This window comes from Neokomagataea thailandica NBRC 106555 (assembly GCF_001598495.1).
In the GTDB taxonomy this organism is placed as follows: Bacteria; Pseudomonadota; Alphaproteobacteria; order Acetobacterales; family Acetobacteraceae; genus Gluconobacter; species Gluconobacter thailandicus_A.
Map to the genome: position 1 here is coordinate 17,997 of NZ_BCZB01000025.1, position 24,381 is coordinate 42,377.

Annotated in this window: 21 protein-coding genes and 2 pseudogenes; 14 read left to right on the forward strand and 9 right to left on the reverse strand. The window is 52.2% G+C overall.

Annotated elements, in window-relative coordinates:
• Positions 1–75 precede the first annotated feature (75 nt).
• From NTH01S_RS09035 to NTH01S_RS09045, 3 genes are all read right to left on the reverse strand, one after another.
• Positions 76–1,326 (reverse strand): alkaline phosphatase family protein, encoded by a 1,251-nt coding sequence (locus NTH01S_RS09035; RefSeq protein WP_068172713.1) that lies wholly within the window; start codon positions 1,324–1,326, stop codon positions 76–78.
• Positions 1,327–1,391: 65 nt separating this feature from the next.
• Positions 1,392–2,051, reverse strand: a complete 660-nt coding sequence (gene grxB, locus NTH01S_RS09040) for a glutaredoxin 2 (protein WP_068172716.1) — start codon at positions 2,049–2,051, stop codon at positions 1,392–1,394.
• A gap of 264 nt (positions 2,052–2,315) precedes the next feature.
• Positions 2,316–2,900, reverse strand: coding sequence for a YqgE/AlgH family protein (locus NTH01S_RS09045; RefSeq protein ID WP_068172719.1), 585 nt, complete (start codon positions 2,898–2,900; stop codon positions 2,316–2,318).
• Positions 2,901–3,000: 100 nt separating this feature from the next.
• Here NTH01S_RS09045 and NTH01S_RS09050 point away from each other — a divergent pair, with 100 nt between their 5' ends.
• Positions 3,001–3,756, forward strand: coding sequence for an SDR family NAD(P)-dependent oxidoreductase (locus tag NTH01S_RS09050; protein ID WP_068172723.1), 756 nt, complete (start codon positions 3,001–3,003; stop codon positions 3,754–3,756).
• Between the two features lie 68 nt (positions 3,757–3,824).
• Here NTH01S_RS09050 and NTH01S_RS09055 read toward each other — a convergent pair whose 3' ends face one another.
• Both NTH01S_RS09055 and NTH01S_RS09060 read right to left on the reverse strand, forming a co-directional pair.
• Positions 3,825–5,057, reverse strand: a complete 1,233-nt coding sequence (locus NTH01S_RS09055) for a YncE family protein (protein ID WP_084367226.1) — start codon at positions 5,055–5,057, stop codon at positions 3,825–3,827.
• Positions 5,054–5,902, reverse strand: coding sequence for a creatininase family protein (locus tag NTH01S_RS09060; RefSeq protein ID WP_068172726.1), 849 nt, complete (start codon positions 5,900–5,902; stop codon positions 5,054–5,056). Before NTH01S_RS09060 ends, NTH01S_RS09055 begins: the two co-directional genes overlap by 4 nt.
• A 159-nt stretch (positions 5,903–6,061) precedes the next feature.
• Between NTH01S_RS09060 and NTH01S_RS09065 the strand changes: the two genes are divergently transcribed.
• The 3 genes from NTH01S_RS09065 (at position 6,062) to NTH01S_RS09070 (ending at position 9,198) form a co-directional block, all read left to right on the forward strand.
• Positions 6,062–6,556 carry a DUF2721 domain-containing protein gene (locus NTH01S_RS09065; protein ID WP_068172728.1) on the forward strand — a complete coding sequence of 165 codons (495 nt, stop codon included), beginning with the start codon at positions 6,062–6,064 and terminating at the stop codon, positions 6,554–6,556.
• A gap of 150 nt (positions 6,557–6,706) precedes the next feature.
• Positions 6,707–6,844: a hypothetical protein gene (locus NTH01S_RS11785; protein WP_157070924.1), complete on the forward strand. Its 138-nt coding sequence runs from the start codon at positions 6,707–6,709 to the stop codon at positions 6,842–6,844.
• 386 nt (positions 6,845–7,230) lie between these two features.
• Positions 7,231–9,198 carry a putative bifunctional diguanylate cyclase/phosphodiesterase gene (locus tag NTH01S_RS09070; protein ID WP_157070925.1) on the forward strand — a complete coding sequence of 656 codons (1,968 nt, stop codon included), beginning with the start codon at positions 7,231–7,233 and terminating at the stop codon, positions 9,196–9,198.
• Between the two features lie 6 nt (positions 9,199–9,204).
• On the opposite strand, the gene NTH01S_RS09075 is transcribed toward NTH01S_RS09070, so the two are convergent.
• Positions 9,205–10,155 (reverse strand): hydrogen peroxide-inducible genes activator, encoded by a 951-nt coding sequence (locus tag NTH01S_RS09075; protein ID WP_068172735.1) that lies wholly within the window; start codon positions 10,153–10,155, stop codon positions 9,205–9,207.
• 243 nt (positions 10,156–10,398) lie between these two features.
• On the opposite strand from NTH01S_RS09075, the gene NTH01S_RS09080 reads away from it, so the two are divergent.
• The 3 genes from NTH01S_RS09080 to pth all read left to right on the forward strand — a co-directional run bounded on the left by NTH01S_RS09080 (position 10,399) and on the right by pth (position 13,809).
• Complete coding sequence (locus tag NTH01S_RS09080; RefSeq protein WP_068172776.1) at positions 10,399–12,501, forward strand: protein-disulfide reductase DsbD family protein; 2,103 nt, start codon at positions 10,399–10,401, stop codon at positions 12,499–12,501.
• A 134-nt stretch (positions 12,502–12,635) separates the two neighbouring features.
• Positions 12,636–13,235: a 50S ribosomal protein L25/general stress protein Ctc gene (locus NTH01S_RS09085; protein WP_068172738.1), complete on the forward strand. Its 600-nt coding sequence runs from the start codon at positions 12,636–12,638 to the stop codon at positions 13,233–13,235.
• Positions 13,236–13,239: 4 nt separating this feature from the next.
• On the forward strand, positions 13,240–13,809 hold the full coding sequence (gene pth, locus NTH01S_RS09090) for an aminoacyl-tRNA hydrolase (RefSeq protein ID WP_068172742.1): 570 nt from the start codon (positions 13,240–13,242) through the stop codon (positions 13,807–13,809).
• Between the two features lie 110 nt (positions 13,810–13,919).
• Here pth and NTH01S_RS09095 read toward each other — a convergent pair whose 3' ends face one another.
• Genes NTH01S_RS09095 through NTH01S_RS09105 form a run of 3 tightly spaced genes read right to left on the reverse strand, consistent with a single transcriptional unit; the run spans position 13,920 to position 16,440 of the window.
• Complete coding sequence (locus NTH01S_RS09095; protein WP_068172744.1) at positions 13,920–15,152, reverse strand: NAD(P)/FAD-dependent oxidoreductase; 1,233 nt, start codon at positions 15,150–15,152, stop codon at positions 13,920–13,922.
• Positions 15,153–15,209: 57 nt separating this feature from the next.
• Positions 15,210–16,163: a nucleoside hydrolase gene (locus tag NTH01S_RS09100; RefSeq protein ID WP_068172747.1), complete on the reverse strand. Its 954-nt coding sequence runs from the start codon at positions 16,161–16,163 to the stop codon at positions 15,210–15,212.
• Positions 16,164–16,188: 25 nt separating this feature from the next.
• Positions 16,189–16,440 carry a DUF3297 family protein gene (locus NTH01S_RS09105; RefSeq protein ID WP_068172750.1) on the reverse strand — a complete coding sequence of 84 codons (252 nt, stop codon included), beginning with the start codon at positions 16,438–16,440 and terminating at the stop codon, positions 16,189–16,191.
• Between the two features lie 348 nt (positions 16,441–16,788).
• Between NTH01S_RS09105 and NTH01S_RS11790 the strand changes: the two genes are divergently transcribed.
• The 7 genes and pseudogenes from NTH01S_RS11790 to NTH01S_RS11615 form a co-directional block, all read left to right on the forward strand.
• Positions 16,789–17,151, forward strand: a complete 363-nt coding sequence (locus NTH01S_RS11790) for a hypothetical protein (protein WP_157070926.1) — start codon at positions 16,789–16,791, stop codon at positions 17,149–17,151.
• Between the two features lie 114 nt (positions 17,152–17,265).
• Entirely contained in the window at positions 17,266–18,063 is a 798-nt protein-coding gene (locus tag NTH01S_RS09110; RefSeq protein WP_068172753.1) for an SDR family NAD(P)-dependent oxidoreductase, read from the forward strand.
• 94 nt (positions 18,064–18,157) lie between these two features.
• Positions 18,158–21,451, forward strand: a complete 3,294-nt coding sequence (locus tag NTH01S_RS09115) for an efflux RND transporter permease subunit (RefSeq protein WP_068172756.1) — start codon at positions 18,158–18,160, stop codon at positions 21,449–21,451.
• A gap of 129 nt (positions 21,452–21,580) precedes the next feature.
• Positions 21,581–22,897 (forward strand): autotransporter strand-loop-strand O-heptosyltransferase, encoded by a 1,317-nt coding sequence (locus NTH01S_RS09120; RefSeq protein WP_068172759.1) that lies wholly within the window; start codon positions 21,581–21,583, stop codon positions 22,895–22,897.
• Between the two features lie 9 nt (positions 22,898–22,906).
• A complete protein-coding gene (trhO, locus tag NTH01S_RS09125) occupies positions 22,907–23,860 on the forward strand; it encodes an oxygen-dependent tRNA uridine(34) hydroxylase TrhO (protein ID WP_068172769.1) in 954 nt (317 codons plus the stop codon).
• Between the two features lie 199 nt (positions 23,861–24,059).
• Positions 24,060–24,200, forward strand: a pseudogene (locus tag NTH01S_RS12095) (IS6 family transposase); the annotation flags it as partial.
• Positions 24,197–24,381: pseudogene (locus tag NTH01S_RS11615) on the forward strand (amino acid--tRNA ligase-related protein); the annotation flags it as partial. The pseudogenes NTH01S_RS12095 and NTH01S_RS11615, both read left to right, overlap by 4 nt.

The following is a 24,381-nucleotide window of genomic DNA, read 5'->3' on the forward strand; positions in this document are numbered from 1 at the left end:
TGCCAGATAGGTGGTGTTGGGGGAGAGTTGAAGCAGGCTGAGAAGGTGACCTCTCAGCCTGTATTGGTATGAAGGTTAGGTTGGGTTCATGGTCAGCAAAGGCACGAAGGGGGCTAATGTACCGTCATTTGGTTGTGCTTGAACTTTGAGCAACTGCATCACCAATGGGTAGACGTCCACGTTGTCAAAAGGTGCAAGAACTTTTCCAGCAGGGAAGTCCGGCCCGGAAGCAACGAAGAGGGCATTCATGTCCGGAGAGGCGGGATCATAGCCATGATCGCCCTTAATGGGAGGGTGGTTGGCATCGGGCTTTGTTTTGAGCACGACCCAGCCCGGATCCGCTAAGCAGATATAATCTGGTACGCGTGGGTTGGTGCCGTAGTGCAGGCGCTCAGGGATTTCGCCTTTGCGCCAGCACTGCATGTGGTCATGCTTATGGAGCAATCCGGCTTCGAGCACTTTGGTCTTGCCCGGCTGGGCGTTGACGCCAGCGTACGCGCCGCCGGTGATAAAGTTAAACGATGCTGCCGGTGCGACCTTATCCAAGGCGATAAAGTGGTTGTCTCCAATCTCGGACATGCCGTGATCAGCAACGACGATGACGTCGGCTTTGATGTGGCGGCTGGCAAGGCCTTCCATCAGGCGGTTAACGCCTTCATCGACATCGCGCAGGGCATCATTGACCTGTGGTGAGTTGGGGCCAAAGTGGTGCCCGTTTGTATCGGTTGTGTTGAAGTAGAGGGTTGCGAAGCGTGGGCGATCTTTGGCGGGGACATCAAACCAGCTTAAGAGCTTATTCACGCGCTGATCATCCGTCATGCTTTTATCAAAAGCGCTGTAATCATCGGGGCGGATGCCGTGGATTTCGCTTTCGGAGCCGGGCCAGAACATGGTGGCGACTTTGAGCCCCTGTTTTTTGGCTGTGACCCAAATTGGTTCGGCTTCATCCCACCAGTAGGATTCTTTGCTGGCCATTGTGAAGGTGACGCCCGGGTGAGCGGGGTCCGTCATTGTATTGCCGACGATGCCGTGATGGTCGGGGCGCAAACCGGTCACCAGCGTATAGTGGTTTGGGAAGGTGATGGAGGGGAATGATGGGTGCATCGCGGTGGTGGTGATGCCGTTTTGTGCGATGGCAGCGATATGGGGCGTCAGCCCACGGGAGAGATACTCCGTCCGGAAGCCATCGAGTGACACCAGAATGACCGGTGTTGGTTCGGTGGCGGTATTATCTTGTGATGTCTGCGGCGTGGTCGCACAGCCGGAGAGCAAGGACCCGGCGAGGAGCGCGCCGAGGGAGAGGAGGGAAGAAAAACGCATTTTCATAGTGTTTCTTTACGCCAAATTGTTATGGGCGAGGCAATGGGGTGTATAAAAAGTTTCTGTGACGGTTAGACGGCGAAGACCTCTAACAAGGGTACACGCGCTCGTTCGCTCATGGTGTGGCGATAGGCATCAACCTCAACTGGGTAGTGAATTCCGCGAATGAGCGACAGGCTGCGCAGTTGAGCGAAGAGATGCAGGTCATCGTAAGATAAGGTGCCGTTTACGGCGCTAGGGGATTGGATCAGAGGGGCAAGCTCTAGGAGCTTTTGGTTGATGTGCTGAATGTCGTCCGTGCTGTTGTCCAGAATTATGCCGAAAGGATGTTCGGCACTTTCTTTGCGGCGGATGAAGTTGGCTCGTGCGGACGTGGTGGAAAACTCTGGGAATGGGGCAGAGGCCACGCGCGGTATGAGAAGTTTATAAGCAGGTGCGGCAATGCTGGAGAGCCATTGAGTGATGGCGTCATTGAGTGGGCCGGTGAGGAGTGGTGTGGGGGCGCTCTTCTCAATATGTGCGATGATATCGAGGCTTTCGGGCATGAAAGTCCCGTTTTCTTCAAGGATTGGTACAACTTTACGCCCAACCATCTCGGTTGGGCCAGTCGTGTCATCATGGAGGAAAATACGCTTTTCGAAAGGCAGTGCATGCAGTCCGAAAATCATACGCGCTTTTACGCAGAATGGGCAGTGTTCATACACATGGAGGATGGGCAATGCGGAGGACATAACCAGATGCTTTCTGCCAAGACTATAGAGGGGAGAGTATAAACGACTCTCTTATATTCGGGCGCATCTTTTTGTTCATGATACCGTGACAGAAAGGGGGCGCGCCTTGCGGGCCATGCCATTATTCGCCTTTTGGGCAAGAGATTTTAGGTGATGGTAGGCATGACCTGAAGTGGTTTGTGTTTGCGATGAGAGAGCGTCGTGCGTTTTGCTCTGTAAAATATGGGGTGAGGAATATTGTCAGCGGAGTGTTTGTAAAAACCTTTAAGCTTCTCCGGTATGGGGGGAAAGGCGCAGTGGATCAATCTGAATGGATGTTAGGGCTTTGCGCCATTTATCGGCGTATTGTGTGCTGAAGATGAGGTCTTGGTCTGCGGGGGCAACGAGCCATGAGGAGTCTTTTAAGATTTCATTTTCTAATTGACCGGTGGACCAAGACGCATGGCCAAGCGCCATGATAGCGCGCTCGGGGCCTTTTCCGGCGGCGATGTCTTTGAGAATGTCTAAATTGGCGGTGAGGCGTGTCGTGTCCGTGACGGTAATGCCGCCTTCATGCTGCCAGTCTGCGCTGTGGAGGATAAAGCCACGGTCATGATCAACAGGGCCGCCGAGGCAGAGTGGGAGAGCGCGCTTGGGTGGGTTAGGTTCTATGGAGAGTTGGCTAAAGATCTCTCCAATGGAAGGTTTGAAGACCCGCTTATTGATGATGAGGCCCATGGCCCCGTGGCTGTCAGAGTGGCTGCATACATAGATGACACTCTGGGCAAAAAAGGTGTCAGCGAGTTGAGGGGCTGCGATGAGCAGTTTCCCAGTGAGGTTTTCGTTGTGTCCGGAGAAAGTGTTCGTCATCCGTGTAACATGCGAGAATTTCACCTTTGTTTGCAAGCATTTGTCATGAATAATGATGGAATTGCATCGTATTCAGCAGGTGCAGTTTGTGGAGGGTAGGATGTCTCAAACAGTATTGGTGACGGGGGCTACGGCGGGTTTTGGTCGTGCCATTACCGAGAGATTGGTGCGAGATGGGCATCGGGTCATTGCGACGGGGCGCCGTACAGAGCGTTTAGAAGCATTGCGTGCGGAGTTGGGAGATCATGTTCTTCCTGTGACGTTGGACATGCAGGACAAAGCTGCGCTGCGTGCGTTGCCAGAGCGTTTGCCGTCGGGTTGGGACGTGGTGGATGTGCTGATCAATAATGCGGGTTTGGCGTTAGGTGTTGATCGGGCACAGGATTCGAATCCTGATGATTGGGAAACGATGATTGCCACGAATGTGTCTGGTGTTGTGGAATTGACGCGGGCATTTTTGCCGCAAATGGTGGTGCGTAATGCTGGGTATATCATGACGCTTGGCAGTACGGCGGGGACATATCCGTATATGGGTGGAAATGTTTACGGGGCGACGAAAGCGTTTGTGCGTCAGTTTAGCCGTAATCTCCGCACGGATGTGTTGGGCACGAAAATCCGCGTCACAAATATCGAGCCGGGCCTGTGCGGTGGCAGTGAGTTCAGCAATGTGCGTTTGCGCGATGATGCGAAGGCTGACGCTGTTTATGCGGGGACGACGCCCTTGCAGCCGGAAGATATTGCGGAGACGGTCTCATGGCTGGTGCGTTTGCCGTGGCATATGAATGTGAATTCGATGGAGATTATGCCGGTCTGTCAGGCTTCAGGTGGTTTGGCGGTTAATAAAACGGTTGGATGATGTGACCGTGTGAAGTGGATGTAAAAAAGCCCCGGCGTGAACCGGGGCTTTTTTTGTGGGGCTATAACTTAGCGCATGAGGCCTGTATGGCCGATGCTGTAGCGGCCGGGTTGTGGCCAGACGGCGAGGCCATGTGGCTCTGCCCCGACGGGTATCTTGCGGACTGCACCGGTATCCGTATCAATGGCGTAGACAACGTCATCAAAGCGGCCGGAGAGCCAGAGGAGCTTGCCGTCTGCGCTGACATTGCCCATATCGGGGCTGCCGCCGCCGGGGATGGGCCATGTTTTCAGGACTTTGTCTGTGGCAAAATCAATCACGGAGACGCTGCCAGGGCCGCGGCGTGGGCCATGGATTTTGTTGGAACCACGGTTAGCAACGTAGAGCACGCTGGCATCGCGGCTTGGGTACATGCCGTGCGTACCGATGCCGGTGGGGATGAAGCCGGTTTCACGGAATGTATCGCCGTCGAGGACGAACACGCCGTTGGCCATCATGTCTGCAACGTAAAACTTACGTCCGTTTGGTGCGGCCATAATGTCTTGTGGCATGCCGCCGCGTGACAGTTTGAGCATACCGAGCAGTTTGAGATTGACGGTATCAATTTTGGCAACATAACCGCCAAATTCACAGGTAAAGATGGCGTAGCTGCCATCGGCTGCGAAGTTGGCATGGTTGATGCCCTTACATTGTGGTGCTGAGACGGAGCCTTTGAGTTCCATGGTGTGCGGGTCACGGAAATCGAGGCGTTCATGCGCTTCAGCAACGGTAATGGCGTAGCGGCCATCGGGGGTGAAGTACATGTTATACGGGTCATCTACGACCACATCTTTGCCGCGCAGTGTGGTGGCGGGGTCGATGGGGGTGAGGGAACCGTCAGAGCGCCCTTCACTGTTATTTGTAACCCAAAGGGTACGCAGATCCCAGCTTGGCACCACATGCTGTGGTGAACGACCAACGGGAATGGTTTTCACGACTTTGAAGGTTTGTGGGTCAATGACGGAAACGCTGTTGCCGCGCAGGTTGGGTACATAGATGCGTGCGGGGTCATTGGTGATGGCTGGGGTAACCCGGCCAGCGCTTGCTTCACTGTAAATGTTGTTGGGGTTGATGACGGCCGGCATGCCCGGAATGGTGTGCACAGTGGAAGGAGTGGTCGTTGCATCTGCCGGGGTTGGTGCGGTTATTGGCTGTGCTGGTGTAGTGTCCGTTGTTTGTGCATGTGCGGAGAGTGCTGTGCTGAACAGCAGGCTCAACGCGGCAGCGCTGGCAATACGGAGGGAACGAGGGGTAAATGTCATGGGTGCTTCTCCTTAAAGGATTGAATGGCCGCAACCCCGGCCTGTATTTGAAGAGAGGTACCAATCTGGCCGAGCGCTGCTGTGGCAGGGCGCGGATCGCCTCCATAGACTCCATCTGCTGTGGTTGGCTTTGATGCATGTCGTAAAGCATCACTATGGACGAGAGATGGGTCAACAGCCAGCATGAGAGATGTGTCGCTGAGTTCGGCATGCTTGCCAACATCTGCACCATAGCCTTTGGCGCGGAGGGCATCAGCGAATGCGTTGGGAACAGCTTCATAATAGCTGGTGGCGGCGAGGGCGTAAGCGGTGCCTTTCCAGCGTTTATTGAGGGTTTGGGCCGTCTCGGTCATCAGGCTTTGATAGCCCCCGTGATCCCCGAGAAAAATGATATTATGGAAGCCTTGTACACGGAAACTTTCAGCAGCGCCTTGGAGAAGGCCCGTGAACACGGTGGGGGGGACAGAGATGGTGCCGGGAAAGCGCATATGGGACGTACGGGGTGTGGTGCTGCCTTCAGGGACATAAGCGATGACGGGCGCGACAAGTGTTTGCCCAACGGTGTTGGCAACTATATCCGCTAGGGCAAGGGCGCGGACATTATGTTTGCCAACGCCGATAAAGGGGCCGCTTTGTTCTGTTCCACCAATAGGAATGATGATGGTGCGCGTTCCGGCCTGAAGCTGCGCGTTAATATCGGTCCAACTCTGGCAACTGAGCTCAACATGTTGAGCAAGGCCAGTGCAGCTTTCGGCTGCATGGGCTGGGGCGAGCTGGCCGGTTAATGCGGCGAAGGATGTGCCGATACAAAGCGCGAGACGTGAGAGAGGCCGCCAGAGGCGCATGTGCCATCCTTCCGTGTTGTGAGGTGTGGTATTTATTACTCTATAAGGACGAAGCCTTTCCAGTGGGGGGGCGTTATAGAGCGTATTCGAGCGGTGGGCTGCCATATGTTGCGTGGCTTTCAAGCGCGAAGAACTGTAGCGGAATCGATTAGAGACATTATGTTTTTTCAGACTTCCACCGATATTGACCCTGTGGGTAGCGCGGCACACCTGATCCAAGTTGCATTGACGCCGGTTTTTATGCTGTCCGGTATTGGGACTTTGATTAACGTGTTCAACACGCGTCTGGCCCGTGTATCAGATCATTTAGAGGCGATTCATAAACAACTTACGGCTCCAATTGTGGAGAGTGAAGCGCCGATGGAGCCTGTGGATCGTAAGCATTTGGAAGCGCATGCTGTTCATTTGCAGCGCCGTATTTTTGTGTTGGATGCGGCTATTTTGCTGAATGGGACGGGGGGTGCCGCGACGTGTGGTGCGGCGATGGCGTTGTTTGTTGGGTCGTTGCGTGATGCAGGGACATCGTCTTGGATGTTAGCGCTTTTTGGTTTGGCTTTGATGTGTACGGTTGGGGCGTTATCGTTTTTCTTGGCGGATACTTTTTTAAGCTGGCATGGATTAAAGCGCCGTGGTGCGTTGCCGCCACTGCCATGATCATGGGAATTGGCAGGGTTTCTCTGGGTGCATAATATGCGAAAAGTGCAGCTCTGATGTGCTGTAAATTGCTGTTGTGCTCAAGTATGAATTCGTAGATGTCTCCCCGCCAACGCCAATCCCGGCGTTAAAAATAGGCGGTTTTACATCATGATTTCTATGGCGATTTCGTACCTTATTGGTCTTCCGACCTGTCTTATTTCTGAAGCGGTAATGGTGGGCTTTGTTCCATTGATTGGTGTTCTGATGGTTGCGACGGTTGCGTCTGATCGTTTTCAGGATAGCTGAGGAGCGATAGGTCTAAGGAATAAGGATGTGTTGTTTTTGGCGCAGAGGTAGGGCGACATTTCGTACGCGTCTTTTTTCTTGTTTTGCCTTTCCGTGCGGAAAAAGCGTGGAAAGTATGTTCAATGCTTAATGGTTATTGAAAACGTCTTTTTGACTTTGGTGGTCGGGCAGGCTGTGCAGCAGAAATACGGATCATAAGAGGGTTTGTAGAATGTTCTGTGATAGAAAAAGGATATATTCTTTTTAATAGTGAAGAATTAGGACGTCATTAACAAACCAAATGCACATTGCTGAGATGCTTTTGTGCGGAGATTGGGTTGTTTAGGAATGTTTCGATTCAAGGGAAAGTGTTTATTTTAACATTTTCCTTCTGTGCCGTGTCATTGATGAGCAGTGTTTATACTGCCGTTGATATTGCCAAGCGTGAACGAGACATTAGAGCAGATTATTCAGCGTTATTGCAGCAGTCTGAGGGGCGTGTGCCTGTTCTGTCGTGTGTCTCTTGTTCTTGGGGAGATACATTGGGGATTGCTCAGAGCATTGTTCAGGAGCCGGATGAGATGCGGCGAAAGAATGGTATTCTATCCCGCCGCTATTCTGAACAAATAACAAAAATGCATCTCTATAATTTTTATAATAACGGAATTATGATAGATAATGTTTATTCAAAATATAAAACTCAAGAAGACATAAATACTTTAGAGCGCGTTCTAGGGGGGAGTGTACGGCAGCAGGTGACAGGTTTAGAAGCGGCTGTGTGGTCAGATATCCGTTTATGCGGGTGGGCTTCTGGCGTGACTTTGGTGATGTTTGTGCTGGTTTCTGCTGTGATGGGGTATCGAGAGATTGCTTGGCCATTGCTCAGATTACGGGATCGGACATTAGCCATTGCGAAGGGTGAATTTGCTGTTTCGGTTAAAGAAGAAAAACGGCGTGATGAAATTGGTGCGATGGCCAGCGCATTGGAGGAAATACGTTTAAAGTTACAAGGTGGACGGGAAGATATTCTGACGAGTTTAGCAAACCGTACGGCGTTGCAGGATATGATGCGTAGTGCTTTAGCGTTGTCAGAGGCTGCGGGTATGGTGGCTCTTATTTATTTGGATTTGGATAATTTTAAGCAGGTTAATGATCGTTATGGACATGGTGCGGGTGATGAATTGTTGCGTCTTGTCGCACAGCGTTTGCAGATAAATGTTGGGGCGAATGATCTGGTTGCGCGCTTAGGCGGGGATGAGTTTGTAGTGTTCTGTGCCTCATGTGTGGATGAGGACGCGGTTATGAGTATGGCGGCCCGTATAGCGGCTGATTTGTCGTTATGTGAGGAACTCCCTTTTGGGCAAGTGGCTGTTAGCGCGAGTGTCGGGGTGGCTATTGCTCAGGTTGGTGAGGTCACGCCGGAGCGTTTACTGCGCCATGCTGATTGCGCCATGTATGCAGCGAAGAGCACCGGTAAAGGGTGTTGTGCTGTTTATGAGCCGTGGATGTTGGATGAAGCTGAGCGGCGGCAGAAATATGAGCAGGCTTTGAGAACATCAGTTGAGACTCATGAGTTTCATCTTGTGTATCAACCTGTGGTTGATTGGTGCACAAAGCGCGTCATGAGTTTTGAAGCTCTCTTACGCTGGGAGCACCCTGAACTGGGCTCTGTTCCACCGAATAAATTTATTTCTATTGCAGAAGAAATAGGGGCGGTTTTTCAGATTGACTGTTGGGTCATGAAAACAGCTTGTAAAGAAGCGGCGCAATGGCCTGATGACCTTATTCTCTCGGTGAATGTTTCACCCATTAGCTTTGTTGAAGATGACCTGCTGGACAGTATTTATATGGCGTTGAAAGAGAGTCATTTGCCCCCGGAGCGTTTGGAAATTGAGATTACCGAAACGGCGATGATTGAGGATTTGCCCGGTGTACATGCGGCGGTGATGGCGCTGCGGAGTTTGGGCGTGAAGGTTGCTATTGATGACTTGGGCGTAGGGTATTCATCGCTCAGTTTTTTGCGCTCAATCCCGGTCACGCGTGTGAAGATGGATAAAAGTTTTATTGCTGAATTAGGGCGGGTTGAAGCCGCGCAAGCAATTATTCAGGGGGTTGTTGTGATGTGCCGTGAGTTGTCTATCTCATTAACGGCAGAGGGGGTCGAGACGGCGATGCAAATGGCCGTATTGCAGAGCATTGGGTGCACGCAGCATCAGGGTTATTATATTAGCCGTCCATTGCCCGCAGAAGGTGTTTTGCCATTTGTGACGCAGTTTAGCGTGCGTACGGTTCCGTCCCTGCATGAATGTTTACAGGGAACATGTGGTGCTTTGCGGGTGGAGGCTTTTTCTACGATGCGTTCGGCTCTTGCATGAGGTCTGTTAAGGGGCGGATGGGTAGGGGGTGCAGGGTTCAGGCGTTGTTTCGCGGAGGAAGTGGGCTAAACGCCGAAAAACTTCTGCGCGGGGGTCGGAACGGCGCCATGCGAGGCCGATAGTGCGTTGCGCTTCCGCTTCTGTGAAGGACCGTATGCGGACAAGGTTTTGGAAATTACTCCGGTTTTGTAGTGCTAATTGTGGGATGAGTGAAAAGCCTTCACCAGCGCCAATCATATACCAAAGCATTTCGAGGCTTGTTGCGAGGCGTGGGTTGCTGCTGCCTTCACGCGGGCGGGGAAGTGCCGTGCAGAGGGATAATGCTTGATCGCGTAGACAATGGCCGTCTTCAAGGAGGAGGAGGTCGTGGCGGCCGAGTTGTTGCAGTTTGAGTGTTTTATGGTGGGCGAGTTCGTGTGTGGATGGAAATACGCCTAAAAAGGCTTCATTAAATAATGGGACGGTTTCGAGCGTATCAGTTGGGGCGGGGAGGGCCATTAAAGCTAGGTCCAGCTCGCCGCCGCGCAGTTGACGGACGATAATATCCGTCATTCCCTCAGTAAGCTGTAGGGAGAGTTGTGGGTATTTATGGCGGAGTTGAGGCAAAAGGCTGGGGATGTAGTAAGGGCCTAAAGTAGGGATGACGCCTAGGCGTAAAATCCCGTCCAAAGGGCTGCACCGTGCGCGGGCAACTTCTAAGAGGTTGCGGGCGGCTGCGAGAACCTCACGCCCGAGGGTGATGAGGCGTTCTCCTTCGGGGGTTGGTGCGACATGGCGGCGCGAGCGCTCAAATAATGTGACGTCTAAGAGCTGTTCCAATTTGCGGACTTGTTCTGACAGGCCAGCTTGGCTGACGCCGCACCGTTCTGCTGCACGTGAGAAGTTCCGTAGGTCGTCAACAGCGACGACGTATTCGATATCGCGCAGGGAGAGGCCCGCTAAAGGAATGTAGCTCATAGAATCATAGATAGGACCGAATTATTTTTTATAAAAGCCCGGTTTTGCTTATTAATAAAATTAGGTGTGGGTGTGGGCATGAAAAGCACGATTGAGGGGGTATTTCAGGGCATACAACATCAGGCAAAACATCATTATGATAACGTACAGGGTGGTGCATCATGGCGATGCATCTTATCTCTAACGCTCTTGTTGGTGATCGTGTCCCCTTTTTTTGCGTTTTGAGGATTGACCTTGCGTAACGTGTCTCGTTTTTTAGCCTTATGGGCTGCTTTATCGTGTGGTGTGGTGACATCATATTCGGCTCATGCGGCAGAAAGTGCCCCGGTTGTTTCTGAGAATGATACGGCCAGTTTGGTGACGGACCGTGATGCGGTTGGCCCGAATCAGGCGTTGCGGGTGGGGTTGCGGCTTCAGCTGAAACCGGGGTGGCATACATACTGGGTTAATCCGGGGGATGCAGGGGATGCGCCGACCTTAGATGTTACGGCCTCTGGCGGTGCGGCGGGTACGGGATCAGACATTCATTGGCCCGTTCCAGTACGGATCAGTGAAGGTGGCTTGATGTCGTATGCGTATCTTGGGGATGTTTTGCTCCCTGAGACCTTAGCGCTGAAGGGCAATGGCCCCGTGACGCTGCATGCGCATGCTGAGTGGTTGGTGTGTGCGCAGGTTTGTGTTCCGGAAAGTGGTGATTTCACGCTGTCCCTGCCTGCGTCGTCTGCTGCGGCGCCATTTGGGAAAGATGCCGCGCGCTTTGATGCGGTGCAAGCGCATATGCCAGTGCCGTCTCCTTTTCCGGTTACTCTGAGTACGGATGGTGCTTTGACATTATCTGGCGCGGGTTTGTCACCCGAGGCGGTGTCTGATGCGTGGTTTTTGCCGTTGGAGAGTGGCGTTTTGGATCAGGTGGCGCAGCAGCGCCTGACCGTGCAGAAGAATCGTCTCTCTTTAGCACTGTCCTTCCAAAAAAATGCGAAACGTGATGTGCCGTTAAGCGGCGTTGTCGTTTTGAAAGATGCGCATGGGGAAGAAAGTGCTTTATCGGTGACGGTAAAGCCGGGGGCGGCGGCTCAGCCCGTTGCAGCGTCGCCAGATGTGGTGGAGGCTTCTCCCGGGGCTGCTGGGTGGCTGCGGATGATGCTGTTCGCGTTTATTGGCGGGCTGATTTTGAATTTGATGCCATGCGTTTTCCCGGTTTTGGCGATGAAGGCTCTGTCGTTAGCGCGGATGGGCGGGCATGGGCGGGCTGCTCAGTTGCGGAGTGCGCTGTTTTATACTCTGGGCGTTATGGGGTCCTTTGCGGTTCTTGGCGGTGCCATGATTGGGCTGCGTATGGCCGGGTCTGCTGCGGGGTGGGGCTTTCAGTTCCAATCCACGGGTTTTGTGGTTGCGGTCTGTTGGTTGCTGTTTGGCATGGCGCTGAACTTGTTGGGGATTTTTGAAATTAGCGCGGGGCGCTTGGGGCAAATCCAAACCAGTGGTCATGGTGTGGGGAATGACCTCATGACGGGCCTTTTGGCGGTTATTGTCGCGACGCCATGCACTGCGCCTTTCATGGGGGTTGCTATTACGACGGCGCTGAGTGGCCCGCCGGTGATGGGGCTGTTGGTCTTTCTTTCCATGGGGCTTGGTCTTGCTGCGCCATATCTTCTGGCGGCTGGGGTGCCGGGCATTGCTGCACGCTTCCCTAAGCCGGGTGCATGGATGAATGTGTTGAAGCAAGTTTTGGCGTTTCCGCTCTTGGCAACGTGCGTGTGGCTGCTTTGGGTTGCTGTGGTGCAGCGTGGGGCTGATATTGTGGTGACCGTGGCTGGTGGCTTGGTGCTGCTGGCGATTGCGGCATGGCTGCATGGCATTGGGCAGCGTCGCGCCATTATGGAAGGGGCAGACCGGACGGTTTGGCTATGCCGTGGGCTGACGGCGCTGGCGGTGCTGGGATGTGTTGGTGCTTTAACGCAGGCCGTGCGTGGGCCGGCACAGGCTGTTGCTGCGCCTTCACAGCAGGCAGGGATTGAAGCGTATACGCCAGACCGTTTAGCCGCGTTGCGGGCTGAAGGCCGACCTGTCTTTGTGGATATGACGGCCTCTTGGTGCATCACTTGTATGGTGAATGAGCGTGTAGCGTTGGATGTGGCGTCTGTACAAAAGGGGTTTGTCCAAAATCATGTGGCCTATTTGAAGGGTGACTGGACGAATCGGGATGCGACGATCTCAGCTTTCTTGAAAGAGCATGGCCGTGATGGTGTGCCGCTTTATGTGTACTACCCGCCTCATGGGGAAGGGGTTGTTTTGCCACAGATTCTGACGCCTGCTTTGGTGTTAAAAGCAATTACACCTCAATAATAACTCTGCGGATAAATGGCGCTTTTGTGCGAAAAAACTTGTGCAGAGTGCCATTTTCAGCTACGTCGCCGCACGCACAGGCACCCCTGGAGGTCTGTGTTTTATGAATTTTTTCTACGCAGGAGCGTAAAATAGTGACCAAATTGACGACACTTGCTGTCTCCACGCGCGCGAAGGCTGGTAAGGGGGCAGCGCGCGCTACGAGACGTGAAGGTCTTGTTCCAGCTGTAATTTACGGCAACAAGCAAGAGCCTGAAATTGTTTCCATCGATCCGCGCCTCATCATGAAGGAGCTGTATCGTGGTGGTATTTCTTCACGTGTATACACGCTCGCCATTGAAGGCGGTGCTACGGCTTCCGTTCTGATCCGTGACGTGCAACTGCACCCGGTTTCTGACGCACCGATCCACGTTGATTTCCAGCGTATTGCACCGGGTCACAAGATCCATGTTGCAGTGCCAGTTGCTGTTGAAGGCGAAGCACCAGGCGTGAAGCGTGGCGGCGTTCTGAACGTTGTCTACCACTCCGTTGACGTTGAAATTGATCCGTCAAACATTCCTGAGCACTTCGTTGCAGACATCAGTGGTCTGGACATTCACGACACCGTTCGTTGGACAGATCTGAAGGGTACGGAAGGCGCAAAGCTGACCGGTTCTCAGCCTTCTGATCTCGTGATCGTGTCTGTTGCTGCTCCGAGTGTTGACGCGGACGCTGAAGACGCTGCTGCGGAGTAAGTCCATGCAGCTCTGGACCGGCCTCGGCAACCCCGAGCCGGGGATGAGCCGTCATCGACACAATATCGGTTTTATGGCAGTTGATGCCATTGCCGCGCGTCATGGGTTTTCTCCATGGCGCAAGCGTTTCCGTGGTGAAACGGCCGACGGAAACATTGGGGGGCAGAAAATTCTGCTCCTCAAGCCACTGACCTATATGAACCTTTCGGGTGATAGTGTTCAGCAGGCGGCTCAGTTTTTCAAAATCCCACAATCCGACATTACCGTATTTCACGATGAGCTTGATTTGGCTTTTGCTAAATTACGGATCAAACGTGGTGGCGGTGCTGCGGGGCATAATGGCCTGCGTTCTATGGATCGCTGCTTGCCCGGGCCAGATTACTGGCGTGTACGGATGGGAATTGGTCACCCCGGCCATAAAGACCGTGTGCATGGTCATGTACTCGGCAATTTCGCGAAGGCTGAAGAGCCTGAGTTAGAGCGTTGGTTGGATGCGATTGCAGATGCTGCGCCGATCCTCGCAAAAGGGGAGCGCGAAGCCTTTATGACGAAGGTCGCGCTGCTTTTGGGGTAAAGGCGTATTCGTCTTTGATGTTGGGGCACTGCCCAGACATGGCAGGGATTTTGATCCCTGCCCCTGATTTTAAGGTGAGGCCGTAGATAATAGTCAGACGGCAACTTAGATTATCGTGACTGAATTGTTTTTCTAAAAGAATATCCTTTCATCATGGTATGCCAATAAATTCGATGAAAGACTTGCGTTTTTAGGAACCATGCAAAGCGACTTGGTTTGCGCTGATCATATGGGAAGCTGGGGGCAATTTTTCCTCCATAGGTAAATTCGGCTAAAACGACTTTTCCGTAGGCGACTGTCAAAGGGCATGCGCCATAGCCGTTATAAACACCTTTGAGTGGGCGTCCGTCTAAGGACGCAAGCACATTTTCGACAACGATGGGGGCTTGTTCACGGATTGCGGCGGCCGTTTTGGCGTTGGTTGTGCCCATGACGTCACCAGCGCCGAAAATTGTGTCATAGCGGGTGTGTCGCAGGGTGGCGGGGTCAACGTCGAGCCAACCACCAGCATTGGCGAGGGGGCTGGCTTTTACGAAATCTGGTGCGCTTTGTGGTGGGGTGACATGCAGCAGGTCAAAGCTGCGTGTGATGGTTTCCTCTGTTCCGACGATTTGGAATGTGGCTTCTCGTTTTTCGCCGTCAACTTTGATGAGGTTCTCTTTTTTGCGTACGTTTACGCCGTAATAATCCATTTGACGCTGTAAGGTTGGGACCCAGTGGGCAACGCCAAAGAGGGCGTCCCCTGCGAGGCAGAAATCTACTTCGGTATTATGTAGTGAGCCTTCTTGACGCCAATGGTCTGAGGCGAGGTAGACGATTTTTTGTGGTGCGCCTGCGCATTTGATCGGCATAGGGGGCTGCGTGAAAATTGCCTTGCCGCCATCCAAGTGTCGGATGCACTCCCATGTATAGGCAGCCGTTTCACGTGAGTAGTTGGAGGTGACACCGTTGCGCCCGAGGGTTTCGGGGAGGCCTTCGATTTTGTCCCAGTCCAGTTGTAGGCCGGGGCAGACGATCAAGCGGCGGTACTGGACGGTACGGCCGCTTTCAAGGGTGACGCTGAGGTCATCGGGTGCGAAGGAGGCTGCGCGTTCTCGGATCCATGTGACGCCACGGGGAATGAGACCGCCTTCTTGGCGTAGGGTTTTGCGTAGGGGAACAACACCAGCGCCAACCAAGGTCCATGCCGGTTGGTAGGCGTGGGTCGTGGAGGGTTCGATGATGGCGATGGAAAGGTTCGGGCGGTGTTTTTTCAGTAATGACGCGATGGAGATGCCTGCCGCACCACCGCCAATAATGACGACGGTGAAGCGATCTTCAGATGATGGGGATGTATCAGCCATGATCGAAACTCCGAAAGATCGAAAGAGCCGAGCCATCCCAAGAGGTTGAAGTGAGGTTTACTTCAAGCGGCCAAGACGCTCAGCGAGAAGACTATAAAACGCCTCTGCGTCGATCTCGTCCACCCACAAAGCGTTTGGTGTACGTGATGTAACGGCCCAATAATCGACAATACTTTGGCCGAGGCAAAGGGGAGCGTCACATTCAACGACGACATTGCATACCCGCCCTGCGAAGAGATCAGGGCGCAAGAGCCAGCCAATGGTGAGGGGGTCATGCAGTGCGCCGCCTTCCCAGCCGTATTTGAGCTTTTCAAAACGGTCTTCTGCGCCGAGCATACGAGTGACCATGGCGCTGACGGGGGTGTTGTGTGCGCTGATGGGGGCGAGGCGCTTGGGGGTGGCGATGGCGCGGTGTGTGACGTCAAGCGGAAGCAATGTGATGGGGCGCCCGCATTCGAGAACGATTTTGGCGGCGTCAGGGTCTACAAAGAAATTAAATTCTGCGGTGGGGGTGATGTTGCCGCCTTCGCGCTGTGCGCCGCCCATGGCGACGATCTGTGCGATGCCGTGCACGCAGTCAGGCGCGCGGGTTAAGGCGGTGGCGATGTTGGTCAGCGGGCCAAGACAGACGAGGGTGATGGGGTTTTGGTCGTCATGTGCCTGGGTGAGGCGTTCAATCAGGGCATCAACGGCATGTTGGGGTTGTGCTCTGAGGGTGGGGGGCGGCAGGTTTGCGCCGCCCATGCCTGTTTCTCCGTGAACATTGGCCGCGTAGATGGGGTCTTTACGGAGCGGGCGGGCCGCACCGGCATAGACGGGGACATCAGTACGGTGTGCAAGTTCCAGCAGGGCGCAGGCATTACGCGCTGTTTGCTCCACGGCCACATTACCGGCAACGGTGGTGATGGCGTCTACCGTCAGTTCTGGTGACGCAAGCGCCAGAAGAATGGTGACGGCATCGTCCTGACCGGGGTCCGTATCAATAATGATGCGGCGAGGTAATGGAGCCATGGAGTGCGCTCTCTCTTTTTGTTTATTACGATTCGGTGTTGTCGTCTTTGAACCAGACTTCGACTGGGCCGGTGATCTTCAGGGTCATGGGGCGGCCTTTACGGTCCATTGCCTTACCGACGGTGAGACGCACCCAGCTTTCGCTGATGCAATATTCTTCAACCGTGGTCTTTTCTTCACCTTTGAAGCGGACACCGACGCCACGTGCTAGGACTTCTTCATTGTAGAAAGGGCTGTCGGGGCTGGCGCAGAGGCGGTCGGGAGGCGTATCGCTCATGGGAATGATCCTGTTCTTGTGATGTGTTCGTTCCTTCTCTAGCGCCCAAGGCGCTACTCTCCAAGCCATCAACCTCTCGTCCTGTGTGTTTCTCCTTGTGGACGGTGAAGAGAAATTCGTGAAGGTCGGGTGTTTTGATCTCTCAATTGCGTTTTAGGGTCATGATCTTCGTCGCTATGGGGGTAAATATTACACACAAAAACGCCTATCCATGAACTATCAAATGGGCTCTCAAAAGACGATCATATTTTTTATGTCGTTTGTTTTTGTGTATTGGTATTGAAATAAATTTATTAATATGATGGTTATATTTTATGTATAAATATAGTGTTAACTTATGGGGTAGTTATGATTTTAAGCGATAATGGAAAGGCGCTATTAAAGATACTTATACCGTATCTTGAGCATGTTGAAATTCGGGGGGATTCGGTTCGAAAATGTCCTACATATTCGGAGATTTTGCATGAAATTATGCCGGGAAGGAGACTTGAAAGAGGTGATGATGCCGGGAAATTATTAAAGCATATGGGGCTTGATGATTTGGCTGAGTGGACTAAAAATAAAGAATTTCCAGCTATTACAGGACTTATTGTTCGAAAAACAGAAAGAGATCCAGGAATTGGATATTATAATATTATTAAGGAAACAGGAATACAATGGCATGATCATATAAAAAATGCCAAAAATTTTAATTGGAAAGCGTATTTATAATACATATTTACGTTATTATTTGGATTGTTCTGAAGTGGTACGCGATAGGAAGGCTTTCTCTTGTGCAGGTGTCCTGCGCGTTGGTGAGGTGCGGTTGAACGCGTGTTCTGAACCATGAGGGTTTTGATCTCAGGGGCTGCGTCTGGCATTGGGCGAGAAATTGCGCGTGTTTTGGCGCGGCCCGGATGCGTGTTGTTTCTTACAGACATTCAAGCTGAAGCTCTTTGGGTGTTGGGGGAGTACTGCCGTGCACAAGGGGCGGAGGTTCAAAGTGCGGTGCTGGATGTGCGGGATCGTGCCGGGTTAGAAGCATGGGTTCATCAGGCGCAGGTGTTGGACTATGTTTTTTTATGTGCGGGCATTACGGGGGGGCGCCCCCCTTGTGATCATTACGGCGTAGCAGTCGAACGTGAAGAGCGTGTCCGGGCGATGTTTGATATTAATGTCGTGGGGGTTTTGAATATCTTTTACCCTGCGGCGGCGTTGATGAAACGGCGCCGTCGTAACGCGCGCGGCTTGCGGGGGCGTATTTGCGTGATCTCCTCCGTTGCGGGGTTTGTCTCTTACCCGGGTACGCCGTCTTACGGCGCTTCTAAAGCGGCGGTGGATCGACTGTTTGTAGCTATGGCACCTTTGTTAGGTGGCGCTGGTATTACGTTGACGTCCGTGTGTTGTGGGTTTGTGGACACGGCAATGGTGTGGCGGAATGATTTCCCGATGCCGGGTCTGGTCTCGGTGGAAGAGGCCGTTTCGCGTATTATGCGGGGTGTGCGGCGGGGGAAGCGGCGTGTGGTGTTTCCGTTGTGGCTGGTGGTTGGGTCACGGCTGATGGATCTTTTGCCGCCACGCTGGGCGGAGCGGTGTTATTTACGGCAGCCTTCGGCGCAGCCTGCGGGCATGCCGGATTTTTAACCAGAATATCATGATAATTTTCATGGATTAGGCATGATGTATTGTGTCTAATTGGTAATGACAAAAAACAGGTCAATGAGGCTATACTTTTCTTATGAACTTCTGCCGTATTTTCATTGACCGCCCCGTTGCGACAACGCTGATGTCTATCGCGATTTTTGTTGCAGGGATTATTTGTTATCCATCGCTTCCGGTCTCGACTATGCCGGATATGTCATCCACTGCGATTATGGTGGTGGCGACGCAGCCGGGGGCAGATCCGGAGCAAATGGCGACGTCTGTTGTCGGACCGTTGGAGCATCGACTGACGGGGCTGGCAGATCTTGAAAGTATTGAATCTGAAACAACGCAGGGTAGTAGTAGCCTCTACTTGAATTTCTCATCGTCCCGCAATCCGGATGGAGCGTTGCGTGATGTGCGTGCTGCGTTGCGCGCTGCACGGGTGGATTTGCCCCAAGGGACTTTGGATGGAGATCCGCAGGCTTTTAAGCAAGATGGTGGTGGATTCCCGGTTTATTTGATGAGTTTGACGTCGGATACGTTATCTCAAGGGCAGCTTTACGATATTGCCCATATCAATGTTGATCCGATTTTGTCTGAAGTGTCTGGGGTAGGACGGGTCGAGGTTGTCGGTTCGTCTAACCCTGCGGTGCGTGTTGAGCTTAACCCAGGTCCTTTGTATCGGTGGGGTATTGGGCTGGAGGATATTCGGTCTGCATTGGCTTCGGCGAATGCGTTTACGCCGAAAGGTTTTATTGACAGTCACGGTCAGCGTATGACGCTGACAACGAATGATCAGGCGCTTAAAGCGGAAGATTATCGGAACTTGATTATTGCGTATCGCAATAGCTTTTTCCCGGTGCGGTTAAGTGATGTCGCAACGGTCAAAGATGATGTGCAAGATGTTTATCAAACGGCCTATTTGAATGGGCAGCGGGCGGTGACGCTGGTGGTGACGGCGCAGCCCCATGCGAATACCGTGGCGATTGTGGATGGTATTAATGCGCGGATGGATAAGTTTCGTGCGTCTTTGCCGCCTCATGTGGCGTTGCATGTTGGGTTGGATACATCCCGCTCTATTCGGGCGGCATTATTGGATGCCAAAGAGACGTTATTTATCTCTGTGATCCTTGTTGTGCTGGTGATTTTAGTCTTTTTCCGCCGTGTTAAGACGACGATTATTCCAGCCGTGACGGTGCCCTTGGCCTTGTCAGGGACATTGGCTGTGATGGCGATGTTCCATTTTTCACTCGATGTTTTGTCCTTGATGGCTTTGACCATTGCTGTTGGTTTTGTGGTTGATGATGCCATTGTCGTGTTGGAAAATATCGCGCGTCACATTGAGAATGGTGAGACGCGCTATGATGCCAGTGTACGTGGTGCTTCTGAGATTGGATTTACGGTTCTATCGATCAGTGCATCACTGATTGCGGTGTTCATACCGTTGTTGTTTTTGCCGGGCACCGCGGGTTCGATCATGTTCGAGTTCTGCATGACGATGATTGCCGCTATTGTTATTTCTATGTGGCTTTCGCTGACGCTGACGCCAATGATGTGCGCGCGTATGCTGGAAGTGGATCATGGCGATGGAGAAGCGCATGGTTTTGTTGGGGCTATTCTGAACAGAACCGTATGGGTGTTGGACGGGTTGTCTGCGCTCTATGCGCGTTCCATGCGCTGGTGCTTACGGCATACGGTGCTGGTGGGTTTGACATTACCCTTAAGCTTTATTGCGTTGATTGCGGTCGTCACGATCTTGCCGAAGGAGTTTGTACCGCAGCAAGATATTTCGCTTTTGGGAGGGAATATACAGGGTGACCCGACGATGTCGTTCCAAGAGTTGGATCGGCGTATTAAAGTTGTGGCGAATATTGTGGGGAAAGACCCTGATGTTTTGTCGACAACCGTGTTTACGAGTTCGAAAAATGAGGCAGATTTTTATCTGCATTTGAAAGATAAAAGCGAGAGACCTCCGGTTGAGACGGTTCTGGCCCGGATACGTAAAGCCTTACCGAATGATCCCGGTGCTGAGGTGATGTTCTGGAATCAGGGCGGCGGCAATCAAGGCGGGAATAGCCAGAGTAATACTGGGAATTATCGTTATGTGTTGCGCGGTGAAAATATTGATGATTTGTCGGCTTATATCCCGAAGTTAATGTCTTATTTGCGTAATTCTGGGCATTTTAACAACCTCTCTTCACCGACAGAACATCAAACGATCTCTGCTGTTGTGGCAGTGCGCCGTGAGACGGAAGCGCGCTATGGAGTGACGCCGCAACTGATCCAGCAGGCATTGTATGATTCGTATGGGCAGAGCATTGTTTCTACGATTCATCTGCCTATGACGACGCATCGTGTGGTGATGGTTGTGGCACCAGAATATCGGTTGGATCCGTATCAATTGCATTCGTTATGGGTCTCGACTTCGGCAGGAACGGCAGCGGGTGGTATTGCCTCGAACTTGATACGTGTGCGTGAAACGGGTGGAACGGAATCTGCGTTTAATGCGCGTGCTGCGGCATCGATTCAGAATGCGCTGGCCAATAGGTTGTCTGGTACGAGTTCTGCGGGGTCTGCTGTATCGTCTTCGAGCGAAACGATGGTGCCATTGGATAATGTGGCGCAGGTTTTGATGAAGCCGCAGCCTTTAATGGTGGCGCATCGGGAGGGGTATTTCTCAGAGTCGTTTTCATTCGATCTCACCCCGGGGTTTTCCTATTCACAAGCAACGAAATTTATTGAGCGTGCTTTGCAGGAGACGCATGCACCTTCTGGTGTTTTGGGGGAATTTACGGGAACGGCGGGTGATACCTCCAAAATGTTGGTTAATGGTTTGTTGGCCTTCGCGGCCGCCTTGGCGGTGATGTATATTGTGTTGGGGATTTTGTATGAGAGTTTGATCCACCCAATCACCATTTTATCGACGCTTCCGTCAGCGGGTATTGGCGCGGTTCTGGCTCTTTTGGTGTCGGGCAGTTCGTTCAGTTTGATTGCGATGATTGGGATTATTCTTCTGACAGGGATTGTGAAGAAGAACGCTATTTTGGTGATTGATTTTGCGATTGAAGCTGAGCGCAAAGAAGGGTTGAGTCCGAAAGAAGCCGTATACAAGGCTTCTGTCACCCGGTTCCGTCCGATTATTATGACGTCTTTGGCTGCAGCGCTTGGGGCTGTCCCTTTGATTATTGGGCATGGTTATGGCTCTGAGATGCGTGCGCCTTTGGGGATTTCGGTACTGGGCGGGATGATTGTGAGCCAGTTATTGACTTTATATACGACGCCGGTGGTGTATTTGTGGATGGACCGTCTAGGGCGGTTCGGAACGCGTTTGGTTCGGCGTGTTGTTGGGAAATCAAAAATATCATCATCTATTAAAGCTCAAATATGAATAAATTATCCTTGCTTTATAATATAATAGTGAATAATTTTATTTATAATAAACGGGGGCTTTTCGTTTTTCTTATTTGATTATATTTTGTTTAAATTCCAATTGTGAAAGAGGATATCGAAAAGAACGATGGCTGATAATTTTCCTTTGATATCCTCTCAAACATCCTCGGCGCCTGTTGAGAGTAAGGCGTCGGATACGGCGCCTTATTTGTTACCGACTGCGGTGCCGGTATTGAGTGTTGAGCGTAATATACGTTTTGATTTCAATGATGGTGCCCGGGTGATGGTGCCTGAAATCGACCCAAAAATTGGACAATGGCATATCTGTCTGTCCGATTATGAGACGGGTAATGTATTATTCAATGCCCAATTAAAAGGCGGTATGGTCTCTTCGACGAAGAAGTATCATGTGCCGTTTCAGATTGATGTGACTTTGGTGCAGGCGGATGGGACGCGTGTAGCCGCGTTGCATCATAAGATGTCTTTGCGGGAACGGCCGGTTTTGGTGCAGCTCCCTGTGGGGACGTTGGGGGATACACTGGCATGGTTGCCAGCCGTTATCCGTTTTGCGCGGCAGACAGGTGCGCGTGTGACGTGCAGTGTTGCGGATATTATTTTACCGCTTGTCGCAGATGCTAACCCTGAGGTGGTGTTAATCGGGCATAATGTTGCGAAAAAGGACGAGGCTTTTACGAGCCGCTTTTACGCGACGTATCGTATTGGTTTGTTCTTCACGGATAAAGATTGTGTCTATCAGCCGACGGATTTTCGACATGTTGGGTTGCACCGTACTGCGGCGTATATTTTAGGGGTTGATCCTTGGGATGATACACCGCCGAAGGTGACAATCCCGGATGGAGATACGCCACCGATTGATGGCCCTTATGTGGTCATAGCAACGCAGGCGAGTACGCAATGTAAGTATTGGAATAACCCTGCTGGCTGGCATGAGGTGATCGCGTTTTTGAAGAAGGCGGGATACCGCGTTATCTGTATTGATAAAGATGCGTTCCATGGAACGGGGTATGTGTATAATCACATTCCGCATGGTTGTGAGGATGAAACGGGCCCTAGGCCGCTCTCTGAACGAGCACGCTGGCTCAAACACGCAAGTTTCTTTATAGGGTTATCGAGCGGTCTGGCGTGGTTGGCTCATGCGGCGGGGGCGCCTGTTGTTATGATTTCAGGGTTTACGCATCCGGATAATGAGTTTGCTACGCCGTATCGTGTCATCAATTGGCATACGTGCAATTCTTGCTGGAATGATCCGCAACACCAGTTTGATCATAAAGACTTCTTTTGGTGCCCTCGTCATAAAGGGGATAAGCGTCAATTTGAGTGTACTCGTTTGATTACGGGAGCGCAGGTCATCCGCACGATACGCCGCTTGATGAAAGACCGTGCTCTGCCGGGTGCGGAGGATCAACAAACGAACGTTGCGTGACCGAGTTTTATGTCTGAGATATCTTCTTCCGTTGAAATGCCTATTTGTGTGGCAGCTCTGTATAAATTTGTGCCGATTGAGGATTGCCCATCTGTTCAGGCCCTGTTGAAGCAGGATGGGGAGGCGTTGGGCATTCGCGGGATTCTGCTGGTCGCTCCTGAGGGGTTGAATGGCACGATTGCGGGAACGGATGAGGCGATTACGGCTATTTTGACGCGTATTCGCTCTTTGCCGGGATGTGCAGATATTGAAGTGAAATTCTCACGAGCACCGGAATTGCCGTTCCGGCGTTTTAAGGTGCGGTTGAAGCGTGAGATTGTGACGATGGGGTGCCCGGATATTGATCCACGGCATAGTGTTGGTCATTACGTTGCGCCGGAAGATTGGAATGATTTGATTTCTGATCCGGATACGATTTTGATTGATACGCGTAATGATTACGAAGTGTCGATCGGGACGTTTAAGGGGGCTGAAGACCCGAAGACGACCAGCTTTCGTGAGTTTCCTGAATGGTTCCGTAAGCGGCGGGAGGCTTTGGAAGCGGAAGGGCGTAAGCCAAAAATTGCGATGTTCTGCACGGGGGGTATCCGTTGTGAGAAATCGACGGCTTTTGCGCGCTCGGAAGGTGTGGAAGATGTGTACCACTTGCAGGGTGGTATTTTGAAATATCTGGAGACGGTGCCAGAGGAAAAGAGCCTGTGGGAAGGTGCGTGCTTTGTCTTCGACCAACGCGTTGCGGTGGAGCATGGCCTTGAAATTTCTCATTATGATTTGTGCCATGCGTGTCGGCGGCCGATTTCGGAGGCGGAAAAAGCCTCTCCGCTTTATGTGCAGGGTGTGGCGTGCCCGCATTGTCATAATGAACGCTCGGAAGAGCAACGGCACCGTTATGCGGAACGTGAACGGCAAGAGCGCTTGGCTTTAGAGCGTAAGACGGGCCATTTGGGGGTGTCGCAGAAGTAAGGGTGAGGTGGAGTGTCGGCACAACAGGTGGCTGAGAAAGATATACTGCCATCTGTTCTCAGGTTTGGTGATCGACGCATATAGGTTATGTGGTTTGGCCCTGTTGCAAAGTTGGCATTCCTGTTTGAACCCGTTTTGGGGTGTGGCGAAGACATGACAAATGAGCGATTTCTAAGGGCAAAATTTTCTTAGTGAGGCGATCTTGTGGGCGGTTCGTTGGTATTGCCGCTACGCGATCAGCTAGCGGAGCGCGGCGTGAGTGTCGATCATTGAACGATTTAGCGCCGGGTCCAGCGCTATGCCATCTGAGGTGGACAAGCGTTTACGCTGGTATTGGAAATGCACCGTAACATCATGCTGCGCAGCAAGGTTATTGCGAGCATGCGTCAGCGTATGAATGATCAGGGTTTTACGGAATTCCAGACGCCTATTTTGACGGCGTCTTCCCCTGAAGGTGCGCGTGACTTCTTGGTGCCAGCACGGTCTGCATCCGGGTAAGTTCTATGCACTGCCGCAAGCGC

Coding starts and splice junctions, on each gene's coding strand:
- NTH01S_RS09035 (WP_068172713.1), bottom strand. CDS start 1,326: ATGAAAATGCGTTTTTCTTCCCTCCTCTCCCTCGGCGCGCTCCTCGCC.
- grxB (WP_068172716.1), bottom strand. CDS start 2,051: ATGTCCTCCGCATTGCCCATCCTCCATGTGTATGAACACTGCCCATTC.
- NTH01S_RS09045 (WP_068172719.1), bottom strand. CDS start 2,900: ATGACGAACACTTTCTCCGGACACAACGAAAACCTCACTGGGAAACTG.
- NTH01S_RS09050 (WP_068172723.1), top strand. CDS start 3,001: ATGTCTCAAACAGTATTGGTGACGGGGGCTACGGCGGGTTTTGGTCGT.
- NTH01S_RS09055 (WP_084367226.1), bottom strand. CDS start 5,057: ATGACATTTACCCCTCGTTCCCTCCGTATTGCCAGCGCTGCCGCGTTG.
- NTH01S_RS09060 (WP_068172726.1), bottom strand. CDS start 5,902: ATGCGCCTCTGGCGGCCTCTCTCACGTCTCGCGCTTTGTATCGGCACA.
- NTH01S_RS09065 (WP_068172728.1), top strand. CDS start 6,062: ATGTTTTTTCAGACTTCCACCGATATTGACCCTGTGGGTAGCGCGGCA.
- NTH01S_RS11785 (WP_157070924.1), top strand. CDS start 6,707: ATGATTTCTATGGCGATTTCGTACCTTATTGGTCTTCCGACCTGTCTT.
- NTH01S_RS09070 (WP_157070925.1), top strand. CDS start 7,231: ATGAGCAGTGTTTATACTGCCGTTGATATTGCCAAGCGTGAACGAGAC.
- NTH01S_RS09075 (WP_068172735.1), bottom strand. CDS start 10,155: ATGAGCTACATTCCTTTAGCGGGCCTCTCCCTGCGCGATATCGAATAC.
- pth (WP_068172742.1), top strand. CDS start 13,240: ATGCAGCTCTGGACCGGCCTCGGCAACCCCGAGCCGGGGATGAGCCGT.
- NTH01S_RS09095 (WP_068172744.1), bottom strand. CDS start 15,152: ATGGCTGATACATCCCCATCATCTGAAGATCGCTTCACCGTCGTCATT.
- NTH01S_RS09100 (WP_068172747.1), bottom strand. CDS start 16,163: ATGGCTCCATTACCTCGCCGCATCATTATTGATACGGACCCCGGTCAG.
- NTH01S_RS09105 (WP_068172750.1), bottom strand. CDS start 16,440: ATGAGCGATACGCCTCCCGACCGCCTCTGCGCCAGCCCCGACAGCCCT.
- NTH01S_RS11790 (WP_157070926.1), top strand. CDS start 16,789: ATGATTTTAAGCGATAATGGAAAGGCGCTATTAAAGATACTTATACCG.
- NTH01S_RS09110 (WP_068172753.1), top strand. CDS start 17,266: ATGAGGGTTTTGATCTCAGGGGCTGCGTCTGGCATTGGGCGAGAAATT.
- NTH01S_RS09115 (WP_068172756.1), top strand. CDS start 18,158: ATGAACTTCTGCCGTATTTTCATTGACCGCCCCGTTGCGACAACGCTG.
- NTH01S_RS09120 (WP_068172759.1), top strand. CDS start 21,581: ATGGCTGATAATTTTCCTTTGATATCCTCTCAAACATCCTCGGCGCCT.
- trhO (WP_068172769.1), top strand. CDS start 22,907: ATGTCTGAGATATCTTCTTCCGTTGAAATGCCTATTTGTGTGGCAGCT.